The 23,329-nt window shown below is 49.2% G+C and carries 18 protein-coding genes; 1 reads left to right on the top strand and 17 read right to left on the bottom strand.

The window, feature by feature from the left end; all coding sequences use genetic code 11:
• Positions 1 to 6: 6 nt before the first annotated feature.
• Positions 7 to 705, bottom strand: a complete 699-nt coding sequence (locus M3630_RS00285) for a DUF4274 domain-containing protein (protein WP_251250803.1) — start codon at positions 703 to 705, stop codon at positions 7 to 9.
• Positions 706 to 778: 73 nt separating this feature from the next.
• Positions 779 to 1,723, bottom strand: a complete 945-nt coding sequence (locus M3630_RS00280) for a helix-turn-helix transcriptional regulator (protein WP_251250802.1) — start codon at positions 1,721 to 1,723, stop codon at positions 779 to 781.
• A gap of 114 nt (positions 1,724 to 1,837) precedes the next feature.
• Between M3630_RS00280 and M3630_RS00275 the strand changes: the two genes are divergently transcribed.
• Positions 1,838 to 2,653: an alpha/beta fold hydrolase gene (locus M3630_RS00275; protein ID WP_251250801.1), complete on the top strand. Its 816-nt coding sequence runs from the start codon at positions 1,838 to 1,840 to the stop codon at positions 2,651 to 2,653.
• 240 nt (positions 2,654 to 2,893) lie between these two features.
• On the opposite strand, the gene M3630_RS00270 is transcribed toward M3630_RS00275, so the two are convergent.
• The 15 genes from M3630_RS00270 to M3630_RS00200 form a co-directional block, all read right to left on the bottom strand.
• Positions 2,894 to 3,673 (bottom strand): TrmB family transcriptional regulator, encoded by a 780-nt coding sequence (locus M3630_RS00270; protein WP_251250800.1) that lies wholly within the window; start codon positions 3,671 to 3,673, stop codon positions 2,894 to 2,896.
• 160 nt (positions 3,674 to 3,833) lie between these two features.
• Entirely contained in the window at positions 3,834 to 5,180 is a 1,347-nt protein-coding gene (gene accC / locus M3630_RS00265; RefSeq protein WP_251250799.1) for an acetyl-CoA carboxylase biotin carboxylase subunit, read from the bottom strand.
• 14 nt (positions 5,181 to 5,194) lie between these two features.
• On the bottom strand, positions 5,195 to 5,647 hold the full coding sequence (locus M3630_RS00260; RefSeq protein ID WP_251250798.1) for an acetyl-CoA carboxylase biotin carboxyl carrier protein: 453 nt from the start codon (positions 5,645 to 5,647) through the stop codon (positions 5,195 to 5,197).
• A 148-nt stretch (positions 5,648 to 5,795) separates the two neighbouring features.
• Positions 5,796 to 7,361 carry an acyl-CoA carboxylase subunit beta gene (locus M3630_RS00255; RefSeq protein WP_173609335.1) on the bottom strand — a complete coding sequence of 522 codons (1,566 nt, stop codon included), beginning with the start codon at positions 7,359 to 7,361 and terminating at the stop codon, positions 5,796 to 5,798.
• Between the two features lie 4 nt (positions 7,362 to 7,365).
• Positions 7,366 to 8,418, bottom strand: a complete 1,053-nt coding sequence (meaB, locus tag M3630_RS00250) for a methylmalonyl Co-A mutase-associated GTPase MeaB (protein ID WP_251250797.1) — start codon at positions 8,416 to 8,418, stop codon at positions 7,366 to 7,368.
• A complete protein-coding gene (scpA, locus tag M3630_RS00245) occupies positions 8,415 to 10,586 on the bottom strand; it encodes a methylmalonyl-CoA mutase (RefSeq protein ID WP_251250796.1) in 2,172 nt (723 codons plus the stop codon). Before scpA ends, meaB begins: the two co-directional genes overlap by 4 nt.
• Positions 10,586 to 12,709, bottom strand: a complete 2,124-nt coding sequence (locus M3630_RS00240) for a methylmalonyl-CoA mutase family protein (RefSeq protein ID WP_251250795.1) — start codon at positions 12,707 to 12,709, stop codon at positions 10,586 to 10,588. The genes scpA and M3630_RS00240 overlap by 1 nt, the downstream gene beginning before the upstream one ends.
• 31 nt (positions 12,710 to 12,740) lie before the next feature.
• Positions 12,741 to 13,256, bottom strand: a complete 516-nt coding sequence (gene accB, locus M3630_RS00235) for an acetyl-CoA carboxylase biotin carboxyl carrier protein (RefSeq protein ID WP_251250794.1) — start codon at positions 13,254 to 13,256, stop codon at positions 12,741 to 12,743.
• A 240-nt stretch (positions 13,257 to 13,496) separates the two neighbouring features.
• The gene (locus tag M3630_RS00230) at positions 13,497 to 14,144 is read right to left on the bottom strand and encodes a TetR/AcrR family transcriptional regulator (RefSeq protein WP_007726477.1); all 648 of its coding nucleotides are present in this window, start codon (positions 14,142 to 14,144) and stop codon (positions 13,497 to 13,499) included.
• A gap of 79 nt (positions 14,145 to 14,223) precedes the next feature.
• Complete coding sequence (locus tag M3630_RS00225) at positions 14,224 to 15,126, bottom strand: M15 family metallopeptidase (RefSeq protein WP_251250793.1); 903 nt, start codon at positions 15,124 to 15,126, stop codon at positions 14,224 to 14,226.
• A gap of 95 nt (positions 15,127 to 15,221) precedes the next feature.
• Positions 15,222 to 16,799, bottom strand: a complete 1,578-nt coding sequence (locus M3630_RS00220) for a glutathione ABC transporter substrate-binding protein (RefSeq protein WP_251250792.1) — start codon at positions 16,797 to 16,799, stop codon at positions 15,222 to 15,224.
• A 96-nt stretch (positions 16,800 to 16,895) separates the two neighbouring features.
• Positions 16,896 to 17,867: a peptide-methionine (S)-S-oxide reductase MsrA gene (msrA, locus tag M3630_RS00215; protein WP_237900900.1), complete on the bottom strand. Its 972-nt coding sequence runs from the start codon at positions 17,865 to 17,867 to the stop codon at positions 16,896 to 16,898.
• A gap of 175 nt (positions 17,868 to 18,042) precedes the next feature.
• Entirely contained in the window at positions 18,043 to 19,422 is a 1,380-nt protein-coding gene (locus M3630_RS00210) for a M20/M25/M40 family metallo-hydrolase (RefSeq protein WP_251250791.1), read from the bottom strand.
• A 31-nt stretch (positions 19,423 to 19,453) separates the two neighbouring features.
• Positions 19,454 to 21,469, bottom strand: a complete 2,016-nt coding sequence (locus M3630_RS00205; RefSeq protein ID WP_251250790.1) for a S9 family peptidase — start codon at positions 21,467 to 21,469, stop codon at positions 19,454 to 19,456.
• Between the two features lie 5 nt (positions 21,470 to 21,474).
• Entirely contained in the window at positions 21,475 to 23,277 is a 1,803-nt protein-coding gene (locus M3630_RS00200; RefSeq protein ID WP_251250789.1) for a S9 family peptidase, read from the bottom strand.
• Between the last annotated feature and the right edge of the window lie 52 nt (positions 23,278 to 23,329).

Here is a 23,329-nt window from a genome sequence, read left to right as displayed (position 1 = left end):
CCTATCTTATTTATCTGCAAGTTTCTCTTTTAATTGGATGGCGAGCATTCTCCAGCGTTTTCGTTCCTCCGATTCCGCGATTTCCTCCTCGTCCAATTCCAGCCAATAGTCGGCATCCATCCATTCATACATATCCAAAAGAGTGATCGTTGCACAGGCAGGATTCTCAAAAGCCGCAATCATCGCCTCCGGTCCGTCATCCCAGTTGTAGCCATTCACTACAGCATGAAGGAGAACAGATGAATCAAGCAGACTTATCTTCTTGCACCGCTTGTGCTCAGATTCCTCATATAAAATATCGTCCACCGTTTCCTCTTCCTCAGAAGACAGTATTAGACGTACTGCGCCTTTCGTTTCGAGCAGCAGGTCTGCAATCGCTTTGTCGTTCCTAGCCACATTCCAAGCAGTAGCCAAAATGCCATGCTTAGAGTCAAGCTCGGCTCCCTGTTGCAGCAGTCGTTTTACGGCATCGACCTGCTTGAATTTGACGGCTTTTTTCAACGCGGTATCGCCCAGCTTATCTTCCACTTCCAGCTCTGCGCCTTTATCCAATAGCATCTGAATTGCTTCTGGCGGCATTCGGTTTGTGATAAAAAGCATCAGCGGTGTTCGCCCGCGTTGATCCCGTTCGTTAATATCTAATTGATCTACTGCTGCTCGCACGATCTCAAGATCCTTTGTCTTGCTGACGTATGCCCATTCCATCCGACTTCTTCTCCTCTGCTTCTATTAGACAACTCCCTTTCCGGTATTGCTATGTATCCCCTTGGCTACCTCCTCATTGCGAATAAATGTTCATCAGTTCTGCCAAATGCGTTTTTATGCCGTCCACTATTTCTGGTGAATGCTGTACAGTCACTTCTTTCCCCAACCCAATCAAGAACTTTGAAAAAAATAAGATGTCACTTCGCGCTACATTTCCTTCCAACCAACCACTTCCATCCTGCCGCACATGCAGCATGGATGCAAGCCAAAGTTCAGCCTCACAAGCCTGCACACCTTCAATCGTCAGCTCCGCAAATAAGTGGACCGTGTCCTGATCCTCCACTGTTTTGATCCGCCGATTTTCCAGGTGAATGTCTCGAAGATCCAACGGCTTCGATGCCGATTGTTCGGCCGAATGGATACGGTCACAACGAAACACACGAATATCTTGATGTTGATAACAATATGCCGGGCAGTACCATAAACCGTTTTTTGTATAAATTCCAATCGGCTGCATCTCCCGCTTGGATTGTTGTCCGCGTGTTTCATAAGTGATAAGGAGTACTTTTTGTTGGATGGCGGCATCCAGTAACGCCGATAAATGTGGGGAGCTTGCTTGCCGCTTCGGTGTTACGAAATCAACACGTCGTTTCATCTGATCTATGCGATCGCGAATATCCGGCGGCATGAACTGATAAAATTTATTCAGCGCCGAGGAGGATTCTGTCTCAAATGGCAGAGAGGTATGGTGTCGAAGTGCATGGATCGCGAAAAAGATTGCGACCGCTTCCTCCTCTGAGAATGCAATAGGCGGCAAAATCCTTTCCTTCAAAACATGATATCCGCCATGCGGTCCCACCTCAGAGTACAAAGGCACGCCTAACTCACTCAGCTCTTGCAAGTCCCGGAGTATGGTTCGCCCTGAAACGCCAAATTCGTTAGCAAGCTCACTCACAGTAAACTTGCGCTTCCGGTTGACAGTCATCATCATTTCCAGCAGTCTTTTTGATTTTGGCATGGCATAACTCTCCAAATGTTTTTATTATGACAATTCCTGTCACTATTATCTGTTATTGTGTAGGAGAAGTCGAGTTGGACATGACGCTTATAATAAATAAGGAGGAATTACTATATGCTTCAGCCACAAGAAAAAAGGACGATAACAAGGAAATTTTTCCAATCAGGCAATGTAAAACTATCTTACCTCGATTTTGGCGGGGACAGTCAAAGAGTTTTGCTCCTGCTGCATGGTCATATGAATGATGCACGTACATTTACCCAGTTTGCTTCCAGATTCACAGATTGGCGCGTGATTGGATTGGATCAACGAGGTCACGGTTGGAGCGAGCATGCCCCAGATACGGATTATTCACGTGAAGGCTATCTCAACGACATGCTCGCCTTTGTTCAGACCGTTTTGGATGGAGCTCCTGTTACGATCGTCGGGCATTCTTTAGGAGGGGTCAACGCTTATCAATTTGCTGCCCGTTATCCTGAGCTTGTGAACGCAGTCATTGTGGAAGATATCGGCGTAGAAATTAAGGCCGACTTATCCTTTGCAGAAAAACTCCCACATCGCTCCCCTTCTTTACACGAGCTTAGGAAATCCCTCGAAGAAGTCGGAGTTCGGGCGTTGGATTATTTTTCGGAAAGCGTATTTGAGGATGAACAAGGCTGGGGATTCCGTTCTGATTTAAAAGGCATGCCTATCTCTCAACGACACATTAACGGGGAATGGTGGAACGAATGGCTGGCGTCTTCTTGCCCGATCTTGCTGATCCATGGCAAAAAAAGCTTTGTACTGGATGAAAGTCAAGCCGAGCGCATGGTTACCCAAAGGCCAAACACAAGGCTTGCAAGTTTTGCTGAGTGCGGGCATGATATTCATTCAACAGACCCTGACGGATACTTTCAGGCAGTAAGTAGCTTTCTTGATGAGCTGAAATAATAGAATAGAGGCTCCTCCATAATCAACAGCCAACCCTTTAAGGATTGGCTGCTTTTTGTGTTTCATTCCCTTTGGTTGATAACGAGAGTCGCCTTCTAACATGAAGCCACTGACTTCTTTTTTTGTAAACATACGATGAGAATAAAGGTCACCACCCCTAGAATGGCACTGCATGCTAACGATTATTAGAAGCATTTATAAATACGACTATAAATCAGTCAAAAAAAGAGGAAATACTCGTTATAAGTATTCCCTGTAAGGGGTGATAATGCTTACATAGTCACTCCCATATTTCTCTTCCAGCACTTGGCCGAAATCCTTCTCGATCTGACCCATGATGATGTCATGGTAGAAAGCATTTTGCAGCAACTCAATGAGAGACGGGTGGTCGGTCTCCAGTATAGTGGGCTTGATCCCGCGCCCAAAGCTGCCCAGCAATGCCGAATGTGCATCGCAAAGAATAGAGAACTTCCTGGATTGCACTTGATTCCATTCCGCACTCCTTTTATGCACGACAATATTTTTTAGCTTTGCATGGCATTCGCCAATGGATATTAACGTGACAGCAACCCCTTGTTTTTCTGCTTCCACCAGCGGTTCTTCTACCCAATGAACATCTTCAGACCAAATATCGACAACAATGCTTTTGTTTGCATTTGAGACGATACGTTTGATGGCTGTTTCAATCGCTTTGTCACCTTGCCAATTATAAAAGGAAGGAGACGTTCTGGGGGTAGATTTTAACTGTTCTTGAAGGACACGGGTTGTTTGATCAAATTCCGATTGTAACAAACGAATCATTTGCTCGATTGGTACCGCATCATAAAGAACAGGCTCCGATTCGATCATGCGGCACATGCCCTTTTCCGTCAATGCTCGAAGGGCAGCGTATACGTTCGTCCGAGAGACGGAAACTTTCTTGGCCACTTCATATCCAGATATTTTGGGTTCCTCGTGAAGCACCAAATAACATCTGGCTTCCAGGTCTGACAATCCGATTTTCCGGAGCTCATCAATCAAGCTGTTACCTCCTTTCTACTTAGTGGTATAAACGAATACTACTATTATCCCGAGACAAAGTCAACACTCCTATGAATCCAGCACGCTCTGCAACTCAATCGGGTAAATGAAAAAAGAACTGTTACAGAGAGCGATTTCTGTTACAGTTCTTTCATGTTCGTTACAAATCCAGCGTATTTTTTTCCAGAAAATTCGTAGCGAAATTCCCTGCGACAAAGTCAGGATGCTCCAGCAGCTTCTCATGGAAGGGAACCGTCGTATGCACGCCTTCGATGACAAACTCACCTAGTGCCCGCTTCATACGAGCCAATGCTTCGTTGCGGTCTGTTCCCCAAACGATCAGCTTGGCCACCATTGAGTCATAGAAGGGGGAGATTTCGTAGCCAGGATAAACGGCACTGTCCACGCGTACACCGTAACCGCCAGGCGGCAAGTAATTGATGACCTTCCCTGGTGATGGCATAAAGTTCTTCGCAGGATTCTCCGCGTTGATTCTGCACTCGATGGCCCATCCGTTGATTTTCACGTCTTCTTGTGAGAAGGATAACGGATTGCCTGCTGCGACAGATATTTGTTCTTTGATCAAGTCGATCCCTGTGATCATCTCTGTCACGGGATGCTCTACCTGAATGCGTGTATTCATTTCCATGAAGTAAAATTGACCATGCTTGTCGAGCAAAAATTCAACGGTACCTGCTCCGTGGTACGAAACCGCTTTGGCTGCCGCCACCGCAGCTTGCCCCATTTGCTCGCGGAGAGCTTGGTCCAGCGCAGGAGATGGCGCTTCTTCTACCAGCTTTTGGTGACGACGTTGGATGGAGCAATCCCGCTCTCCCAAGTACACCACGTTGCCATGCTTATCACCCATGATTTGAATCTCTACATGCCGCGGCTCTTCTACATATTTTTCCAAGTACACGCCAGCGTTGCCGAATGCCGTCTCCGCTTCTTTCTGGGCTTGCCGAATCGCCTTGGACAACTCTTCGGCGTCAAAAGCGACACGCATGCCTCTTCCGCCGCCTCCAGCCGTTGCTTTTACGATGACAGGATAGCCGATTTTCTCCGCCACCTGCAATGCCTCATCGATGTCTTCAATCAAGCCGTCGGTGCCGGGAACTAATGGAACATTTGCTTGACTCATCGTTGCTTTTGCTACGGCTTTGTCACCCATTTTGGTGATTGCTTCCGGATCTGGACCGATAAAGGTAATGGAGCAATCTTGGCAAAGCTGGGCAAACGAAGCGTTTTCCGCCAAGAAGCCATAGCCCGGATGGATAGCGTCTGCCTTCGTGTGTAGAGCAACCGTCATAATCCGTGCCATGTTCAAATAGCTGTCCTTGGACGCCGTAGGTCCGATGCAATACGCTTCATCCGCCAATTCTACGTGGAATGCTTCCCGGTCCGCCTCAGAAAAGACAGCGACTGTACGTATCCCTAATTCCTGACAAGCGCGGATAATGCGGACAGCGATTTCGCCGCGATTGGCAATTAATACTTTCGTAAACATAGGCCCTCTCCTTCCTACTGAGTTTTGACAACAAGCAAAGCTTTTCCATAATCGACAAACTGACCATCCATGACGAGAATTTCCGTGATGATTCCGCTAACGGGGGTCGTAATATCCGCAGATAGCTGAAGAGCATCGGCCGTGCAGCGTCCAACCTTTTCGCCTGCTTGAACGGTCTGCCCTACTGTCACTTCCGCATAGAACAGTCCTACTCCCGGTGACATGACTTGTTGTGTCACTTCTTCCTCATGTGCCTCAGTAACAACATTGACAGACTCAGCAGTGGCGGCTGCCTCCTGATAGCCATGCTCCACTTCGCCCACCTGTACAGGTGTATTGACAGCCACGACTTCGACTGGTGCGCTTTTCTTGATCACGATGCGGGTCTTCCCTTTCTCCCATTCCAACTCCTCAATGGAAGACTGATTCACCAGCTTGATGAATTCACGCAGTTCATGCAGCTTCATAGCACGATCAGAGCTCCTTTCTTTTTTCATGTAAGAAAGCTTAAGTACACCATGTCAAAGCGACTTTGCTTAAGCTTTCTGGAGCGGATAAAAACTTTCCGCTAAAACGCGGTCGCTCATCCATGAAAAGACCTCGAAAATAGTTTTTTTACAATGGGATATTGCCGTGCTTTTTGTACGGACGGTCTTCCTGCTTGTTTCTTAGCATTTCCAGAGCTTGCGCGACCTTTTGGCGGGTTTCGCGCGGATCGATGACGTCGTCCACCATCCCGAGACTTGCCGCGACATATGGATTGGCGAACTTTTCACGGTAGAGGGCTATTTTCTCTGCGCGAGTCGCAGCCGGGTCCTCACTTTGTTCGATTTCCTTTGCAAAAATGACGTTGGCTGCCCCCTCGGGACCCATGACGGCAATCTCTGCATTCGGCCATGCATACACGACATCTGCCCCAATCGATTTGGAGTTGAGCGCCACATAAGCGCCTCCGTAAGCTTTGCGCAGAATCACGGTGATTTTGGGAACCGTTGCTTCTGAGTATGCATACAAGATTTTCGCCCCGTGACGAATAATCCCTCCATGCTCCTGATTGATTCCCGGGAAAAAGCCAGAGACATCTTCAAAGGTCAGCAGTGGAATGTTGAAGCAGTCGCAGAAACGGATGAACCGTGCCAGCTTATCCGATGAATGAATGTCCAGCCCACCTGCCATGACCTTCGGCTGGTTCGCGATAATGCCGACACTGTGTCCATCGATACGCGCCAGACCGATCACGATATTGCGGGCAAAGTTTGGCTGTACTTCCATGAAATCACCGTGATCCACGATTTTTTCGATGACCTTGCGCACATCGTATACTTTCGTGCTTTCAGCAGGTACCAGCTCCAAAAGCTCCTCCTGCCAACCATTATTCTCCTCTGCTTTTATCACAGGCGCGCGATCACGATTGTTTTGCGGAAGGAAGCTGAGCAACCTGCGCACTCCTTCCAGTACTTCCTGTTCGGTTTCTGCCGTAAAATGGGCATTGCCGCTCACCGTCGAATGGACTTTGGCTCCGCCTAGGTCCTCTGCGGATATTTTTTCACCTGTAACGGTTTCGATCACTTTTGGTCCTGTAATGAACATTTGACTCGTCTTCTCTACCATGAACACAAAATCCGTAATCGCTGGCGAGTAAACGGCTCCTCCCGCACACGGACCGAGGATGACAGAGATTTGCGGAATCACGCCGGAGTAAATGGCATTGCGGTAAAAAATCGTGCCGTAGCCATCCAGTGAGCTTACCCCTTCTTGAATGCGTGCGCCGCCGGAGTCGTTCAGACCGATAAAGGGAGCGCCGTTTTTCGCTGCCAAGTCCATTACCTTGGCGATTTTCATGGCGTGCATCTCTCCCAGAGCACCGCCAAACACCGTGAAATCCTGCGCGAACAAATAGACAGGGCGACCGTTGATTTTTCCGTAGCCCGTCACGACGCCCTCGCCTGGTGCCTCCATCTGGTCGAGACCAAAATGCGTAGCGCGATGCTCAACAAACGGGTTCAGCTCCATAAAGGTGTCTGGGTCAAGCAGAAGCTCGATTCGCTCACGTGCGGTCAACTTGCCGCGGTTATGCTGGGCATCGATGCGAGCATCTCCGCCGCCAAGCTGGATTTTATATTTGCGTTCCATCAATTCATCAATTTTTTCGTACATATTGCTGCTCATATGGGCCACCATCTCTCTATTCCTTTTTCATGATCGCATTCTCATAGATCGCCACTAATTGCTGTACGGCGCTCGTCGGTGAAATCTCGCCACTCGCAACGGCTCCTTCAATGGAGGGAAGCAGCTCGGCTACTTGCTGGTTGCCGAAAAAGGTCGCGCGCAAGTAGTCCTGAGCCATACTGTGCATCCAATCGAGTAGCTGCGCTTTGCGTCTTGCTTCGAAGCCACCTGATTGGATAGTGGTTTCACGAAATTGACCGATGACCTTCCAAATATCTTCAATGCCTTCCCCTGTCAGCGAAGAACACATGTATGCCTTCGTCTCCCAGCCAGTGGTTGCCGGCTGCAAGTAATGCAGAACACGATTGTATTCCCCTTTGGCGATCAAGGCACGCGTGCGGTTTTCCCCATCGGCTTTATTGATCAGCAGCGCATCCGCAATTTCCATAATGCCTTTTTTGATCCCTTGCAGTTCATCGCCCGCCCCTGTCAGCATCAGGAGTAAAAAGAAATCGACCATAGACCTGACTGTCGTCTCGCTTTGTCCGACCCCGACCGTTTCGACCAAAATCACATCATAGCCTGCTGCCTCACAGATCAGCATCGTTTCCCGCGTCTTCCGATTGACTCCTCCCAGCGTGCCGCCCGTGGCAGACGGTCGGATGAACGCCTGTGGATTGCGTGACAAGAGCTCCATCCGCGTCTTGTCGCCGAGAATGCTCCCGCGTGTAACCGTACTACTCGGATCAACGGCCAAAACAGCGACACGATGACCTTTTTCGCAGAGCATACTGCCAAATGCTTCAATGAACGTGCTCTTGCCCGCCCCTGGTACACCGGATATACCTATGCGTATGGAGCGACCTGTATGAGGAAGCAGCTGCTTGATCACCTCTTGGGCCATATCCATATGAGCAGGAGCATTGCTCTCAGCCAGTGTAATTGCCTGTGCCAAAACCGATCGGTTATTCTCTCGTACGCCCGTGACGTATTGGTCCACGGATAAGCGTGGGAGGCGTGCCTTGGAGGAAACGTTCAAGAAATTCTTGTCAGCCTTTCCCCCGGTCATTGCCCTGCAGCCTCCAAGCGATACACTACCTCTTGCAGAACATGCTGAGCTGCAACAGGAATGACTGTTCCCGGTCCGAAGATAGCTGCGGCACCATGCTCTCGCAAAAAGGCGTAATCTTGTGCTGGTATCACACCGCCTATAACGACGACAATATCTTCGCGTCCCAGCTTTTTGAGCTCCTCCACCAGTTGTGGCAGCAATGTTTTATGTCCTGCCGCAAGCGAGCTGAAGCCGATCACGTGTACGTCATTTTCTATCGCCTGCTTCGCTGTTTCCTCAGGTGTCTGGAACAACGGACCGATATCGACGTCAAAGCCCAAATCGGCAAAAGCGGTGGCAATCACTTTCGCGCCCCTGTCATGTCCGTCCTGACCCATTTTCGCGATCATAATGCGGGGACGTCTGCCTTCCCATTGCTCGAATTCATCTGCCATCTTGCGCACAGCCGCTACCTCTTCGGCATCAGCGTATTCGGAACTGTAGACGCCGCTGATGGAGCGAATGACCGCCTTGTGTCTCCCGACGACCTTTTCATAGGCATCCGATATTTCGCCCAAAGAAGCTCTTGCTCGCGCCGCTTCAATGGCCAGCTCCAACAGATTGCCTTCGCCCGTTTTCGCGCATTCCGTGATGGCCTGTAGTGTTGCTTGCACTCTCGCCTCGTCACGGTTACTGCGCAGCTCCTGCAAACGTCTGATTTGCGCTTCTCGAACCGCTGTATTGTCGACTTCGAGAATTTCCAGCGGATCTTCTTTGTCCAGACGGTATTTGTTCACGCCAATTATGGCTTCCTTCGCCGAATCGATATGTGCCTGACGGCGTGCAGCCGCTTCCTCGATCTTCATTTTCGGCAATCCCGTCTCAATTGCTTTCGCCATACCACCAAGTGCTTCGATTTCTTCGATGTGCGCCCACGCTTTTTCCACGAGCTGGGCTGTCAAGGACTCGACGTAATAGGAGCCTGCCCACGGATCGACGACCTTGGTTATCTCTGTTTCGTCCTGCAAAAACAACTGCGTATTTCGCGCGATCCGGGCAGAAAAGTCTGTCGGCAACGCAATCGCTTCATCCAAAGCGTTCGTGTGCAGAGATTGGGTATGCCCCAGAGCCGCTGCCATGGCCTCGATGCACGTCCGCACTACGTTGTTATACGGGTCCTGCTCCGTCAAACTCCATCCGGACGTTTGTGAGTGTGTCCGCAGTGCCATCGATTTTTCGTTTTTCGGATGGAACTGTTTGATCAGATTGGCCCAAATCAGGCGGCCTGCACGCATTTTCGCCACTTCCATGAAGTAGTTCATGCCAATCGCCCAGAAAAACGACAGCCGCGGCGCAAACGCATCGATGTCAATGCCTGCTGCAAGTCCCGTGCGAACGTATTCCAAGCCATCTGCCAGTGTGTAAGCCAATTCAATATCCGCGGTCGCACCCGCTTCTTGCAGGTGGTAGCCTGAAATACTGATGCTGTTGAATTTGGGCATGTGCCTGGAGGTGTAGGCAAAAATATCGGAAATGATCTTCATCGACGCTTCTGGCGGATAAATATAAGTATTCCGAACCATGTATTCCTTCAAAATGTCATTTTGGATCGTTCCGGTAAGCTCCGCCTGCGATACCCCTTGCTCTTCAGCTGCCACAATATAAAACGCCATAATGGGCAAAACCGCGCCGTTCATCGTCATGGAGACGGACATTTTATCGAGGGGGATGCCGTCGAACAAGATTTTCATATCGAGAATGGAATCAACTGCCACACCTGCTTTTCCGACATCACCAACTACCCGGGGATGATCGGAGTCATAGCCGCGATGTGTAGCAAGGTCGAAGGCAATCGAAAGCCCTTTTTGTCCCGCAGCCAAATTCCGTCGATAAAAAGCGTTACTCTCTTCCGCCGTAGAAAAGCCGGCGTATTGGCGAACCGTCCATGGCTGAGTCACGTACATCGTCGGATACGGACCGCGCGTATATGGTGGCAAACCAGGCATGTAGCCAAGGTGATCCATGCCCTCCACATCTTCCATTGTGTACAGAGGTTTTACAGGGATCTGCTCAAGCGTGTGCCACATTTGCTCCATTCCTTGTGAGTTTGTACCCAGTTGGGGAAACAAATCAGACACATCTCGTTTGGACTGATAAGCCATTTTTGAAAAATCAGGTCGCTTCATTATGAGCTCACTCCTATCCGCTCCTGAAATTCTCGCAGCATCTCGTAGCAATTGGAACGCATGTGGATGCAATCATCTACACCGGCCGCCTTATAAGTAGCCAACTGCTCCGCATCAGGCAAGCCTGCCAAAAGAACCGTCATCTGAGGTACACGTTGCTTGATTGCATGAGCCAACGGTGGAACCTGCTCCGGATAACTCGCATCATCCGAACAAATGACCAAGATCATCGCACCGGATGCCACCGCAGCTTCAGCCGCCTCTTCAGTGGTAGAGAATGCTTGCTTGCGCAAAACGTCAAAGCCGCCAACCGCAAAAAATTCTGCTGCAAAGTCTGCCCGGGCCTTATGCTTTGCCACAGGACCCATCGTCGCCAAGAACACGGTCGGTCTTTTGCCTGTTGTTTTCAAGAAATCATCCGCTTGCATCCGCAAGGCTTCAAAGCGTTCGGATGCCCGGTGAATACGGAGTGGCTGAATGGTTGTCTCCACTGAATCTTCACGTTTCATGGCTTTGGCGATATCGCCCACAGTCGCTCCATGAAGCACTGCTTTTACTGCTTGTGCCACGAGCTCATCGGTATGTTTTGACAACGCATCTAGCTCTTCTGAAAGAAGAGTCGTGTCCTGTTTCTGCCGAAGGGATCGTGCTTTCTCTGCTCGCTCTTCGTAAATGCTCGGAAGACTCTCGGGCTTGAGTGGCTGCTCAGCCGTATTGGCATACATGTTGGTTCCAACCAAACGTTTTTTACGCGTATCGATGCTCACTGCTTTTTGATCCGCGATCTGGGCGATCAAGCCTTGTGGGAAGCCTGCTTCTAAGGCGCTCAGCATGCCACCCTGCGCTTCTACCTGCTGGAACAGCTCCCATGCTTTTTTCGCCAATGCATCTGTGAGCCATTCTACGTACCAAGAACCTCCCGCAGGGTCGATCACTTTTGCCAAATGTGCTTCTTCTTGCAAAATGATTTGCGTATTTCTGGCGATTCTTCTCGAAAACTCATTGGCGGGGCGGATCGCTTCGTCAAATGCGGATACATGCAGACTGTCTGCTCCGCCAATGACGGCTGAAAACGCTTCTGTCGTGGAGCGAAGCATATTGACATACGGATCGTAGATTGTCTTCGTCCAGGCCGAGGTTCTGGCGTGAATCGTCATCTTTTGGGCTTCCGTTGATCCGCCGTAGGCCGCCACGATGTTTGACCAGAGCATTCTTGCCGCGCGCAGCTTCGCGATTTCCATGAAGACATCAGAACCAATCGAGAATGAGAACTGCATCCGTGCTGCGATATCCTCTATGGAAAGCCCCCGTTCAAGCATCGCTTGCAAATAGTCGACGCCTGTGGCCAGTGAAAAAGCCAGTTCGGTTACTGCATTTCCGCCGCCGTCCTGATAAGGATTACTTTGAACCAGGATCGTTTTCAGCGCGGGCGCATGATCTTTTGCCCATTTTGTCATGCTTGCCATAGCGTTATAAGCTGTCTGCAAGGAACAAGGGAGCTTGCCCTCTGTTAGCAAAACCGCTACAGGATCTTGCCCGATACATCCGCGAAGCTCGGTGACTTGTTGGCCTGTTGCTTCAACATGTGCCAAAAGGAGTGAAAGTATAGGCAAGCCAAGCGCCCCCGTGTTCACGTAAAGAGGGATCTCTGAAAGCTTCACCCCTTCAAATGCCTGCTCGATATCCTCTCGGCAAAAAACAGATACGCCTTTGTGACCAATTGTATCCGGCAATGCTTCGTCAGGGTCAAGTCCAGCCAATGTCGCATGATCCACTATCAGATGCAGCATCGTTTGTCCGCGCGCCAAGTCTTCTACGGCTGCCTGATTAAATGCCTTGGCACTCGTTGCGTTGATTTCCTGACAGACTTCCCATTTCTGTTCCTTTTGCCCGCCAGGCCGCTGATTCCCTCTATGAAAAGGCGCCTCTCCTGGTAGCGCTTCCAGATGCGGCAATGTTTTGACATCTTCGTACCGATAGATTGGCTGGCGAACAATTCCCTCGTACGAATGCGTCAGTAGCTTGGCATCAAAAGATGCACCCTTTAGCGATTTCTCTGCTGCTTCCCGCCATTGCTCGTAAGTGGGAACAGAGAATTCCTTGAACCATGTATGTTTGCTCACTCTTCCAGTCCTCCCCTTAAAAGCTGCTCCATTACGCCTGCTTCACCAGGAATAACGGCTGTCCGTGCTCGACCAACTGACCGTTTTCCACCAAGACTTGGACAATCTCTCCCTTTACTTCTGCTTCAATCTCGTTAAACAGCTTCATGGCCTCGACAATACAGACAATGGTAGTTGGCTCTACCCGATCATTTACGGATACGTATGGTGCTGCGTCAACGGCTGGTGCTGCATAGAAGGTTCCGACCATAGGTGAAGTGATTTTATGCAAGTTTTCCGTCACTTCCGCCGATTTCTGGGGAGCTTCCACATGTACTGTTGCGACCGGGCGCTCAATCGTTTCTTTTTCAGGCAAAAGAACAGCGGGTGCCGCCGTCACGATTGGCGCGCTTTTCGTTTGTACGGGGGGCTGATGTACAGCTGTGACTTGGTTCCCATTTCTTCGTTTGATACGCAAAGAAGAATCCTCGTCATTTACCTCAAAAGATTCTATGTCCGTCTGCTCCAATAGCTTCACAAGTTCTCGTAATTCGTAAATGGTAAGCACGACTATTCCTCCCCTATTTCCGAATCTGACTGGCATAATTTCACGAACCGACTAGTTGGTCCGTGATGATTGCGCAAGACCGACCAGTTGGTCTTTTTGATATTATAACAAATGTCAGAATACTAGTACAGACCAACTAGTTGGTCTGACCGAAGGATTTTATAAGGGACCATCAAGCGACTATGCCCCTGTCTCCTATCGAAAAGCTTGAGTGTAGCCGCATGATCCTTGTTAGCATCCCTACAATGGCTTGAAGGGATTTTCTTGTGATTGCAGGAAAAAACGTTGAAAGGCCGGGTTTTCCATCGATTCTGATTTCAAAACGGAATGAAGAACCATATCTGCATAAATATCCGCGATTTGCTCGATCGAGTACGTCCCTGACTTTTGATACCATTTGTAAATCCAGTTCACCATGCCAAAAATAGCCATGGACACAATCGGCACAGGCAGCTCGGGACGGAACTCACCCGATTCGATCCCGTCCGAAATGACGGTGAACATAATTTTTTTATAACGATCCCGTTTCGTTTCAATATCCGTGTAGTACTCCGGAGCTAAAAACAAGCTTTCCTGATAAAAAATCGTAACCTGAGAGCGATACAGATCAATCATCATGACGAAGGATTTTACGATGGCTTGAAGTCTTTCTGTCGGGGTATCCCACTTCTCGTAAGCTTCCTCTGCTTTCTCCAGCACATACGTAATAAATTGATCATGAATGATGTAGAGGAGTTCATCTTTTGATTTGAAATTGTGATAAAATCCTCCCTTTGACGTGCCGCTTTCTTTCACAATTTGATCCACAGTCACTTTGTGGTAGCCATTTGCTTCAAACAAGCGCATGGATGTTTCAATAATACGTTCTCTGATTGATTTTTCGACCATTATCTTCACCCGTGAACATTATAGCATAACTACCTAGCAAAAACGCCGATCTCTTCGGTGAGCGATCGGCGTTGTATCTTTAATTCGTTGGTGTGGAAACAGGCACCGCACCTGAATACTCTTCAAGCGTAATCCCTTTTTCTCCGATTTCTTGCGCGATCTCGGTACCTACATACCGCAAATGCCATGGCTCATAAATATAGCCCGTAATCGCGTCTTTTCCCTCTGGGTAGCGAATGATAAATCCAAACTTCTCGACGTTTTCATCCAGCCACTTCGCTTCCTTGGTTCCGGCAAAGCAGCTCGTTGCAGCACATTTTCCATCCTTCCCAGAGACGTCAATCGCGAGTCCTGTCTCATGCTCACTCGTCCCAGGAACGGCACTGTAAGTCCGTGCCTTCTCTACGCCGTCTTTTTTTACATAGCGATTAAACAGCGCTTTCTGGTAGGCGTGGGAGCGATAGGCTGATACGCCAGCCAATTGGACACCGTCAGCCTGGGCTGCCGCAAATAACTGCTCAAGCGCACCCGCTGCTTCTTTGCGCATTTTGCGTTTCTCGCTCTTTTCAGGGAGTAGGTAAGGAACGTTTGGAAACACTAAATCATTTGGCTGATAATTTTCCGGAAGCTTGCGTTGTTTGTTCACCAGCACAGCAACACTCTCAGGCTCACCAACAACCTCGATGTCCGGGAACGATAGCTCAGGCGGCTGACCCGCTGGTGGCTTTTCTGCCGGTTTCGTCTCCGTTGGCTTCGCCTTCTGGGGTTGCTCCGGTTGTTCTTGCTTTGGTGTTTCAGCAGGTAGAGGCGTTGTCTCCTCGTTTGGCTTCGCTTCTTCTTTCTTTGGAGGAGTTGGCGTCTCCACGGATGGTGGTGTCTGTGGTTCTTGTGGAGCAGCACTACTGCTGCATCCAGACAATACAAATGTCAATGCCGTTACGAGTACAAGCGGATGCAAAAGTCGGTGTCGAAAACTTCTCATTGTAACGTTCCTTTCGTTTGGGAGCTGATCCAATTATGTAGGTAAAAAAGTACGTACCTATTATGACATAATTGACCGGCTTTTCGTTACATGTTTTATTGAGAAATCACGACCTGATCGAGATTTAGGTAACCTGCCGGACTGATGGAGAAGCCCTGAATATGGTTGCTAATCACAGCCAAATTCTCCAAATTGCGAATCGGAACAACCAAAGCATCTTGCAGCTCCACTTCTTGTGCTTTTGCGTAGATAGCGAGTCTTTTTCCAGGATCTGTTTCGCTACGACCAGCCTCGATGAGACGATCCAGCCCGGGATTGCTGTATTGAAAGCTGTTGCCTGCCCCACCGCCTGATGTATGGAACAAATTGTACTGATTATAATCGGCATCTCCGGTTGCATTTGCCCAGCCACTGACAAAAATCTCATGATCCTTCGTTTGCTCGATCGTTCGGACAAATTCATCGTAGCTGACGACTTTTAGCTCCGCGCCGATGCCGATTCCTTTTAACTGCGACCGTATCACTTGGGCAACCAACATTCGATCCCGTCTGTTGTAGGTAATCATTTGAATGGGAAAACCATTTGGATAGCCCGCCTCTGCGAGCAACCGACGCGCTTGGTTGATGTCGTACGGGTAGCTTTTCACAGTTGGACTGTAACCGAACACATGCGGTCCAATCGGTGAATTCGCCTTTGTTCCCACATTGTTATACACCCCTTTAATGATCGCTCCCGTCTCGATTGCCATACTGATGGCTTTCCTCACACGGAGATCATTCAGTGGTGGCCGTGATACATTAAACCCGATAAACTCCGTCCCAAGCGCATCACTGCGGTAGACACGCATCTGGTTGGATGCTTGAATTCGATCCAGCTCCATGACAGGGATCGACTCTGCCACATGTGCTTCTCCATTCTCGACCATCGCAATGCGAGCCGCATCATCGGGAACAACCTTGAAAATGACATGATCAAGCGTGGCTGCCTCGCCCCAGTAGGACTGGTTTTTGCTCAACGTAATTTGACTGCCATGCTCCCATGATTGGAACCGATAAGGGCCAGTACCAACCGGGTGCTGCGATAATTCCCGCCCGTATTTATCGATTGCCGTAGGGCTAATGATGCTCCCCTCGTGACTGGCCAAAATAGAAAGCAATGGCGCAAATGGCTTGTGAAGAATAAATTGCACTTTGTACGGATTGATGACTCTTACCTGCTTTATTTTATCGAACATGGCTGCTCGGGGAGAAGCCACCGCCGGGTCTAATACGCGATCAAATGTTTTCTTGACTGCCTCTGCATGAAAGGGAGTCCCATCGTGAAAAACAACGCCTTGTCGGAGAGTAAACTCCCAAGTAAGATCGTCGATTTGTTCCCATGCCGTTGCCAGCTGTGGCTGAATGTTCATGTTCCGATCTCGTTTGACGAGCCCTTCATACACTTTTCCTTGGACGACACTCGCCTCATTGATTGTCAAAATAAAATGAGGATCGAGATTTGCCGCATCTGACATTCGTGCAATGATTAACGTCCCACCCTCGACAACATTTTGGGGTGTCGGTACGATTTGATTGTTGTGAGGCGACTCCTGACCGAAAGAACAGCCTGCCATAACCATGATTGCTGCGAGTAACAGTCCAATTCTTCTGTGTAAGAATGTCTGTGTGTTCATTGGACCCTCCCTGCATGCTCTTATGTCTACCTAGTTGTATGTTTAGCAAAAAGACCGCCCTTCTCCCATGTTTCCCAGAGAGTAGCGGTCCACACTCTATTCTTTTTCAAATAATCGCTTATACTCCCCGAAGCCTTCTTCCTCCAAACGATCCTTCGGAATGAAGCGCAATGCAGCTGAATTGATGCAGTAGCGCAAACCATTTTCCCCAGGACCGTCCTCGAAAACGTGGCCGAGATGAGAATCTGCCTCTTTGCTGCGAACCTCTGTACGAATCATATTATGGGTCAAATCCACATGCTCGGTTACGTTTTCCTCTTGCAAGGGCTTGGTAAAGGATGGCCATCCGCAGCCAGAATCGAATTTGTCCAAGGAACTGAACAAAGGCTCGTTGGAGACGATGTCTACGTAGATGCCCTCTTCCTTGTGATCCCAGAATTCATTCGTAAAAGGACGTTCTGTCCCGTTATTTTGCGTCACTTCGTACTGAAGCGGAGTCAAGATTTTTTTCAACTCTTCTTGCTTCGATCGGTCGCGCCATGCTTCCTTGGTGAATTTCGCTCTGCCTGATGCCGCACGGTAGTATTGGTAGCGGACCGGATTTTTCTTATAGTAGTCCTGATGATATTCCTCCGCCGGATAGAATGGCTTGGCTGGCAAAATCAGCGTTGCAATGGGCTTCGGGAAACGACCGCTCGCATCCAGCTCTTGCTTGGATTTTTGCGCAAGCCTTTCTTGCTCTTCATTATGATAGAAAATCGCTGGCGCATACGATTGACCTCGATCGCCGAATTGACCACCAGCGTCAGTCGGGTCGATTTGCCTCCAAAACATTTGCAGCAATTCCTCATAGGAGATGAGCGACGGATCATAGGTGATTTGGACGGCTTCATAGTGTCCCGTCGTATCAGAGCATACCTGTTCATAGGTAGGGTTTTCGACATGACCGCCTGTATAGCCGGAGACGACTTTTTGAATGCCTGGCATCTTGTCAAACGGACTGACCATGCACCAGAAGCATCCGCCTGCAAAGGTTGCGATTTCGAATGGATGTGTATCGCTGTTCACGCATTTCGCCTCCTGTAGATGTATGTACATTATCATTTACGATTGTACATGGTTTGCAAAAGCAAAGTCCACTCTGGAAGTGCTATGAGGGGGTTCCAAATCGAAAAGGAGACCTTTTTACACGAGAGGTCCCCTTTTCGCTATCGGATTGTATGATCATTCCCTTTGGATGTTGCTACTCTGACAACGCTTTGGCAAATCCAGAGAGCATGACAACCATATGGGCAATACCTTCCTGGAAGTCTTTCAAACGAATAGATTCATTCGGCGCATGAACTTTGCAGCCAACCCAGCCTACCCCTGTACTGACAACCGGAAGCTTTAGCTGTTCCCCGAAAATATACATCGGACCTGTGCCTGCCGCATTTGGCGAAAGCACTGGCTCATGATCGTAAATGAAGCGGGCCGTATCCAGTACATGAGCAACAAATGGATGGTGGAAATCGGAGCGATACGCTCTTTGCCCGTTGATCATGGTAACGGTAATATCCGTAAACCCATGCTTCTCCAAATGATTTTCGATGCAATTCATGATGTGCTGTGGATCTTGTCCTGGGACAAGGCGGCAATCCAGCTTGGCCTTCGCGCTTTTCGGCAGCACTGTCTTCGAGCCCTCTCCTGTATAGCCGCTCTCCAGACCGCAAATGGTCATGGTCGGGTGGAACACCATAGCTTCTCGTGGGTCCACGTTGTTTGCCGCGGTAATCAGTGGGCGTTTCAAACCGTATAGCGCTGCTGTCGCCTCTTCACTGAACGGCAATTCAGAAACGACTTTCTTTTCATCTGCTGTCGGTTCCTCGATCCCATCGAAAAAGCCTTCGACCAAAATCTCGTTTTGCTGATTTTTCATCGTCGCCAATGCCTGTACGAGGCGCCATGCTGCATTGTCTACATACGCACCGACAGAGGAGTGCATGTCGATATCTGCTCCAACGCATGTCAGTTCCAGGTACGCCATGCCTTTGATCCCGGCAACCATGCTGATTCGCTCATTCTCGTCTTTTCCACCGAATTCCCAAATGCAGGCATCCGCCTGGAAAAGCTCCTTGTACGCTCGAAGATATGGCTCCAGATTCGGGCTGCCAATCTCTTCTTCTCCTTCGATCAGAAACTTGATGTTGCAAGGCAGACCACCCGCTTGCTGCTGCAAAATCTGAATCGCCGTCAGACGGGCAACGAGATCACCTTTATTGTCGGCAGCACCACGCGCATAAAGCTTTCCATCGATGATCGTAGGATCGAACGGTTCCGTGTTCCACTCATGAAACGGTTCAGGTGGTTGAACATCGTAGTGATCGTAAAAGAGGATCGTTTTGCTATCGTCTCCTTCACTGCCTGCTGCAAAAAACCCATACACGACTGGATTGCCGCCAAGATTGTCGAGTACCTTTGTCTCTCCGCCAAGCTCATGAATCATCTTGACCACGTATTCAACTGTCTCGGGGATGGCCTGATGCTGCGCGGATACAGTAGGAAAACGCAAATATTGCTTCAAGTTCTCGATTGCATGCGGCAACTTTTCTTGTACGATATCTAAGACTTGTTCTTTGTTCACGATCGGGCACCTCCTATTGACATTTACTTGCTTATTCGACTTTCTCTTTCTGGTGTGCGACCAGATAGCTGTCAAACCAATCCGTCGTATATTGCAGTCTCAATACACGTTGCTCGGGATCACCACTGCGGGAAAGCTCATGACTGGCACCCGGGAAACGGACAAACGACACCGGAGCCTTGCCTTGATGTTTCAATGTTACATAAAACTGCTCGGCCTGTTCGATCGGGCAACGATAGTCATGTTCGCCATGCATGATCAATAGAGGCGTCTCGACGTTCTCTACCAAGCGAATCGGTGAATGCTGCCACATTTTTTCCGGATTCGTGAATGGATTTGCCTGAATCTCTTCGGCAGTGAAAAAGTAACCGATATCACTGACCCCGTAAAAGCTAACCCAGTTGCAAATACTCCGATCGGTTACGCCCGCTTTGAATCGATTGGTTTTACCGACGATCCAGTTCGTCATGAAGCCACCGTAGCTGCCGCCTGCGACACCTAACCGATCCTCATCGACAAAATCGAAATGATCGCATGCAAATTGCACCGCCGTCATCAAATCGCGGTAATCGTTTCCTCCATAGTCTCCGCAGCACGCCTGAACAAAACGCTCTCCGTAGCCAAAGCTCCCCCTCGGATTCGTATAGAGTACGGCGTAGCCTTTTGCAGCCAGCAACTGGAACTCGTGGAAAAACGTATTTCCGTACATGGAGTGAGGCCCGCCATGAATTTGCAGAACCATCGGGTATTTTTTTCCTTCTTCAAAACCGACAGGCTTGAGCATCCAACCGTGCAGCCTCCAGCCATCCTTTGCGACAAACTCCATTTCTTCTGGAACAGCAAGCTCAATGCCTGCAAATAGCTCTTCGTTCAGCGCTGTTAAACGTTTTTCTTCTCCGTCCTTCAAACTTATTTGATACAAGTCGCCCGGCGTAAACGGGTCACTGATAGCAGCAATCACCGTTTGTTCGTTTTCATGCAGCGAAAAGCCGTAAATATTCCGGTTGCCCGTCACGACATTCGTGACCTGTCCGTCCAATGTTACGTGATAAATGCCGGAATTTCCTCGTTCGCTTGCGATAAAATACATGCCGTTTCCGTCCGCTGTCCATACAGCGCCTGGATTTGGGTGACCAGGCGAGCGCATGTCTCCGATGGTGGAATCGCCAACCTGTACATCCCAATCCGCTGTGATGCAAGTATAATCGCCCTTTTCAAAATCATATACCCAGATGCGCTTCTGTGCTGCGTACAAATGCGTGTCCAATTCACTTCCGATATACGCTAACTTCTTACCGTCGTGTGACCAGGTTGGATAGGCAAAAATACCTTTGCTGTTGGTCAGCTTTTTCCATTCTCCCCCTTCAAAAGGGATGAGAAAAACGTCAACACTATGCTGAAAATCAGGGTCTTCTGCTCGGTTTGCCGTAATGGCAAGCCATTTTCCGTCCGGCGACCAGGAGCCAATCGTATGATTGTATGGGCCATCGCTGAGTGGTGTAACCTCGCCTGTTTCGACATGAACAATGGCCAGTTGCTTGTTTTTCTCGTAAATAAACCCGAGATCATCGGATTTGTACTTCAATCTTCCGACATGAATGGCTTTGGCCCTTTCTTTTCCCTCTGTTCCCTCGAGGTCTGCGAATGTTTCACCCTCATCCAAGAGTGACGAAAAAACAATGTATTTGCCGTCAGGTGACCAAATCGGATTGCTGACGCCGTTTTTGCAATGTGTGAGCTGCCTTGCTTCTCCTCCGGTTGCATCGATCAGCCAAATCTGTGGTTTTCCAGATCGATTCGAGACAAAGCTAATCTTTGAACCATCCGGCGACCAGCGCGGAAAGGTGTCGCGGGAGCCAGACGTCAGAGGCTGTGGTTCATTCGCATCCAATTTGCGTAAGAACAAGTGATTTTGGTATGAGTGGGACTCATCGATTTGATTTTCCACATAGGCAAGCGTTTTTCCGTCTGGTGATAGCTGCGGATCGCTCGCGTACCGCATTTGATACAAATCTTCAGCCGTTATACCTCTTTTTGCTTGCGTCATCCTAATCACTCCTCGATTTTATGGGTGGATGCAAGTTGCTCCAAAAAGAACTGGGAAATCTTTTGATTCAACGTGATGTGATTGTCCAGCTTTTCGGTAAAGTGGCCTTCATCCTCAAAAATGTGCAAATCGACTTCTTGTCCCCTGCCTCTCATGTCTGCTACGAGCTGTTCCGCTTCGCTGACAGGAACGCGCGTATCATTGCGTCCATGGAATACGAGAAGCGGAGCCGTGATCTTATGGGAGTGATTCAACGGAGCAATTTCTTCAAAAAAGTCATCGTCTTCGCCGAGGAACCCGTACTCCACCTCACGCAATCTCCTTCTCCATTCCCCGGTGTTCTCCAAAAAGGTTTTGAAGTGGGAAATCCCCACAATATCAACACCCGCAGCCCACAGGTCAGGGTAATGCGTAAGCGCAGCCAGTGTCATGAAGCCTCCGTAACTGCGACCCATGATTCCGATCGCATTCGGGTCTACGCTTGGGCGGTTGCCTAAATCTTTGACCAGCCAAGCCAAATCTGCTACAGAATCCATCCGCTTGCGACGATCATCGAGCTGAACATATTCCCGACCATAGCCCATGCTACCGCGAACATTCGGTGCTACCACTGTAAAGCCTTCGTTCGCCAAAAATTGAAAAACGGGATGATACTCCGGGCGAATTTGGCTCTCTGGCCCTCCATGGACATAGACGACGACTGGTTTTTTCTCTGCATGTTCAGATGTATCTTTGGCATAGAGGAAATACGGCACTTCCAAGCCATCGAATGAGTAAAAGGTGCACAATTCCGGCTCGATGAGTTTATCTTCCAGAGCATCAGATTGACCAATGTTTGTCACACGTCTGCTGGTTTTCTCCGAAATGGTGTACGTCCAGATGTCGCCCGGAAGTGTAGGGCTTTTCAGTGTATAGGCGAGCTGATCATCACTCACCCACGCCAAGGAAGAGATCACTCCTCGTGGTGCTTCCTCTACCCGCTCCCAGCTTTGCTCTGTCAAGGAATAGAGAGCAAGAACGGAGTAGCCTCCTTCATTGATCGTGAAGGCAAGAAGTTTCTCGTCGGGAGATAATTGGGCCTCCTCAATGTCCCATTTCGGGTCGTGCACGAGTTTGTCCAGCTCTCCTGAATGCAGGGAGAAGCGGCACAATGCTTTCGTGTTTTCATCACGGTTGGTTACGAGATATCCCGTTTTGCCTTCATTAGACAGTACCAAGGAATGGTAGCGCGCATGTTTGCTGCAAATGGCGAGCTTTTGTGCTTCCTTTGTTTGCAGATTCAACAAATACAAGCAATTGTCAATGTTGGTCTCCTGCACGCTGAAAATGAGTCCTGTCCCGTCTGGCAGCCAGCCGATTGGATCTGTGCGCCCATCATAGCGAAAGACTTCCTCATACGCACCACTCTCGACATCCTGTATAAAAATATCAAAGCTGCGCGGATTGCGACGATTGCTGGACCACGCGATTTTTTGCCCACACGGTGACCAGCCTCCCAAATAGTGAAAGTAATCGGGAGCGTCCGTAAGCGGCTTTACAACTGCACCATTGTCGGTCAGCAAAAAGAACTGCTGCCGCTCGTCTCCCTTGTTGTCCATACCGACGATTGTTTTCGTTCCGCATGGGGAATGGTCAACCTCTACCACACGATCAGGCAAAAAGGTCACTTGCTCCGAGCAATTGGACACTTCATTCCAGCGCCACAACTGCGCAATACCTGTCAACTTCGTTAAAAAGGTAATCTCTCTACGCTGCGGTACCACCTTCAATTGATACGCGGATTTCACTTGCAGATAGTCCAAAATCACGAGAAATCATCCTTTCCTCTTTTACTAGATGCACGTTGGCGTATGTAAAGAG

It is taken from the genome of Brevibacillus sp. MER 51 (genome assembly GCF_023714195.1).
Lineage (GTDB): Bacteria > Bacillota > Bacilli > Brevibacillales > Brevibacillaceae > Brevibacillus.
This window is presented reverse-complemented; position numbering and strand designations above follow the sequence as displayed.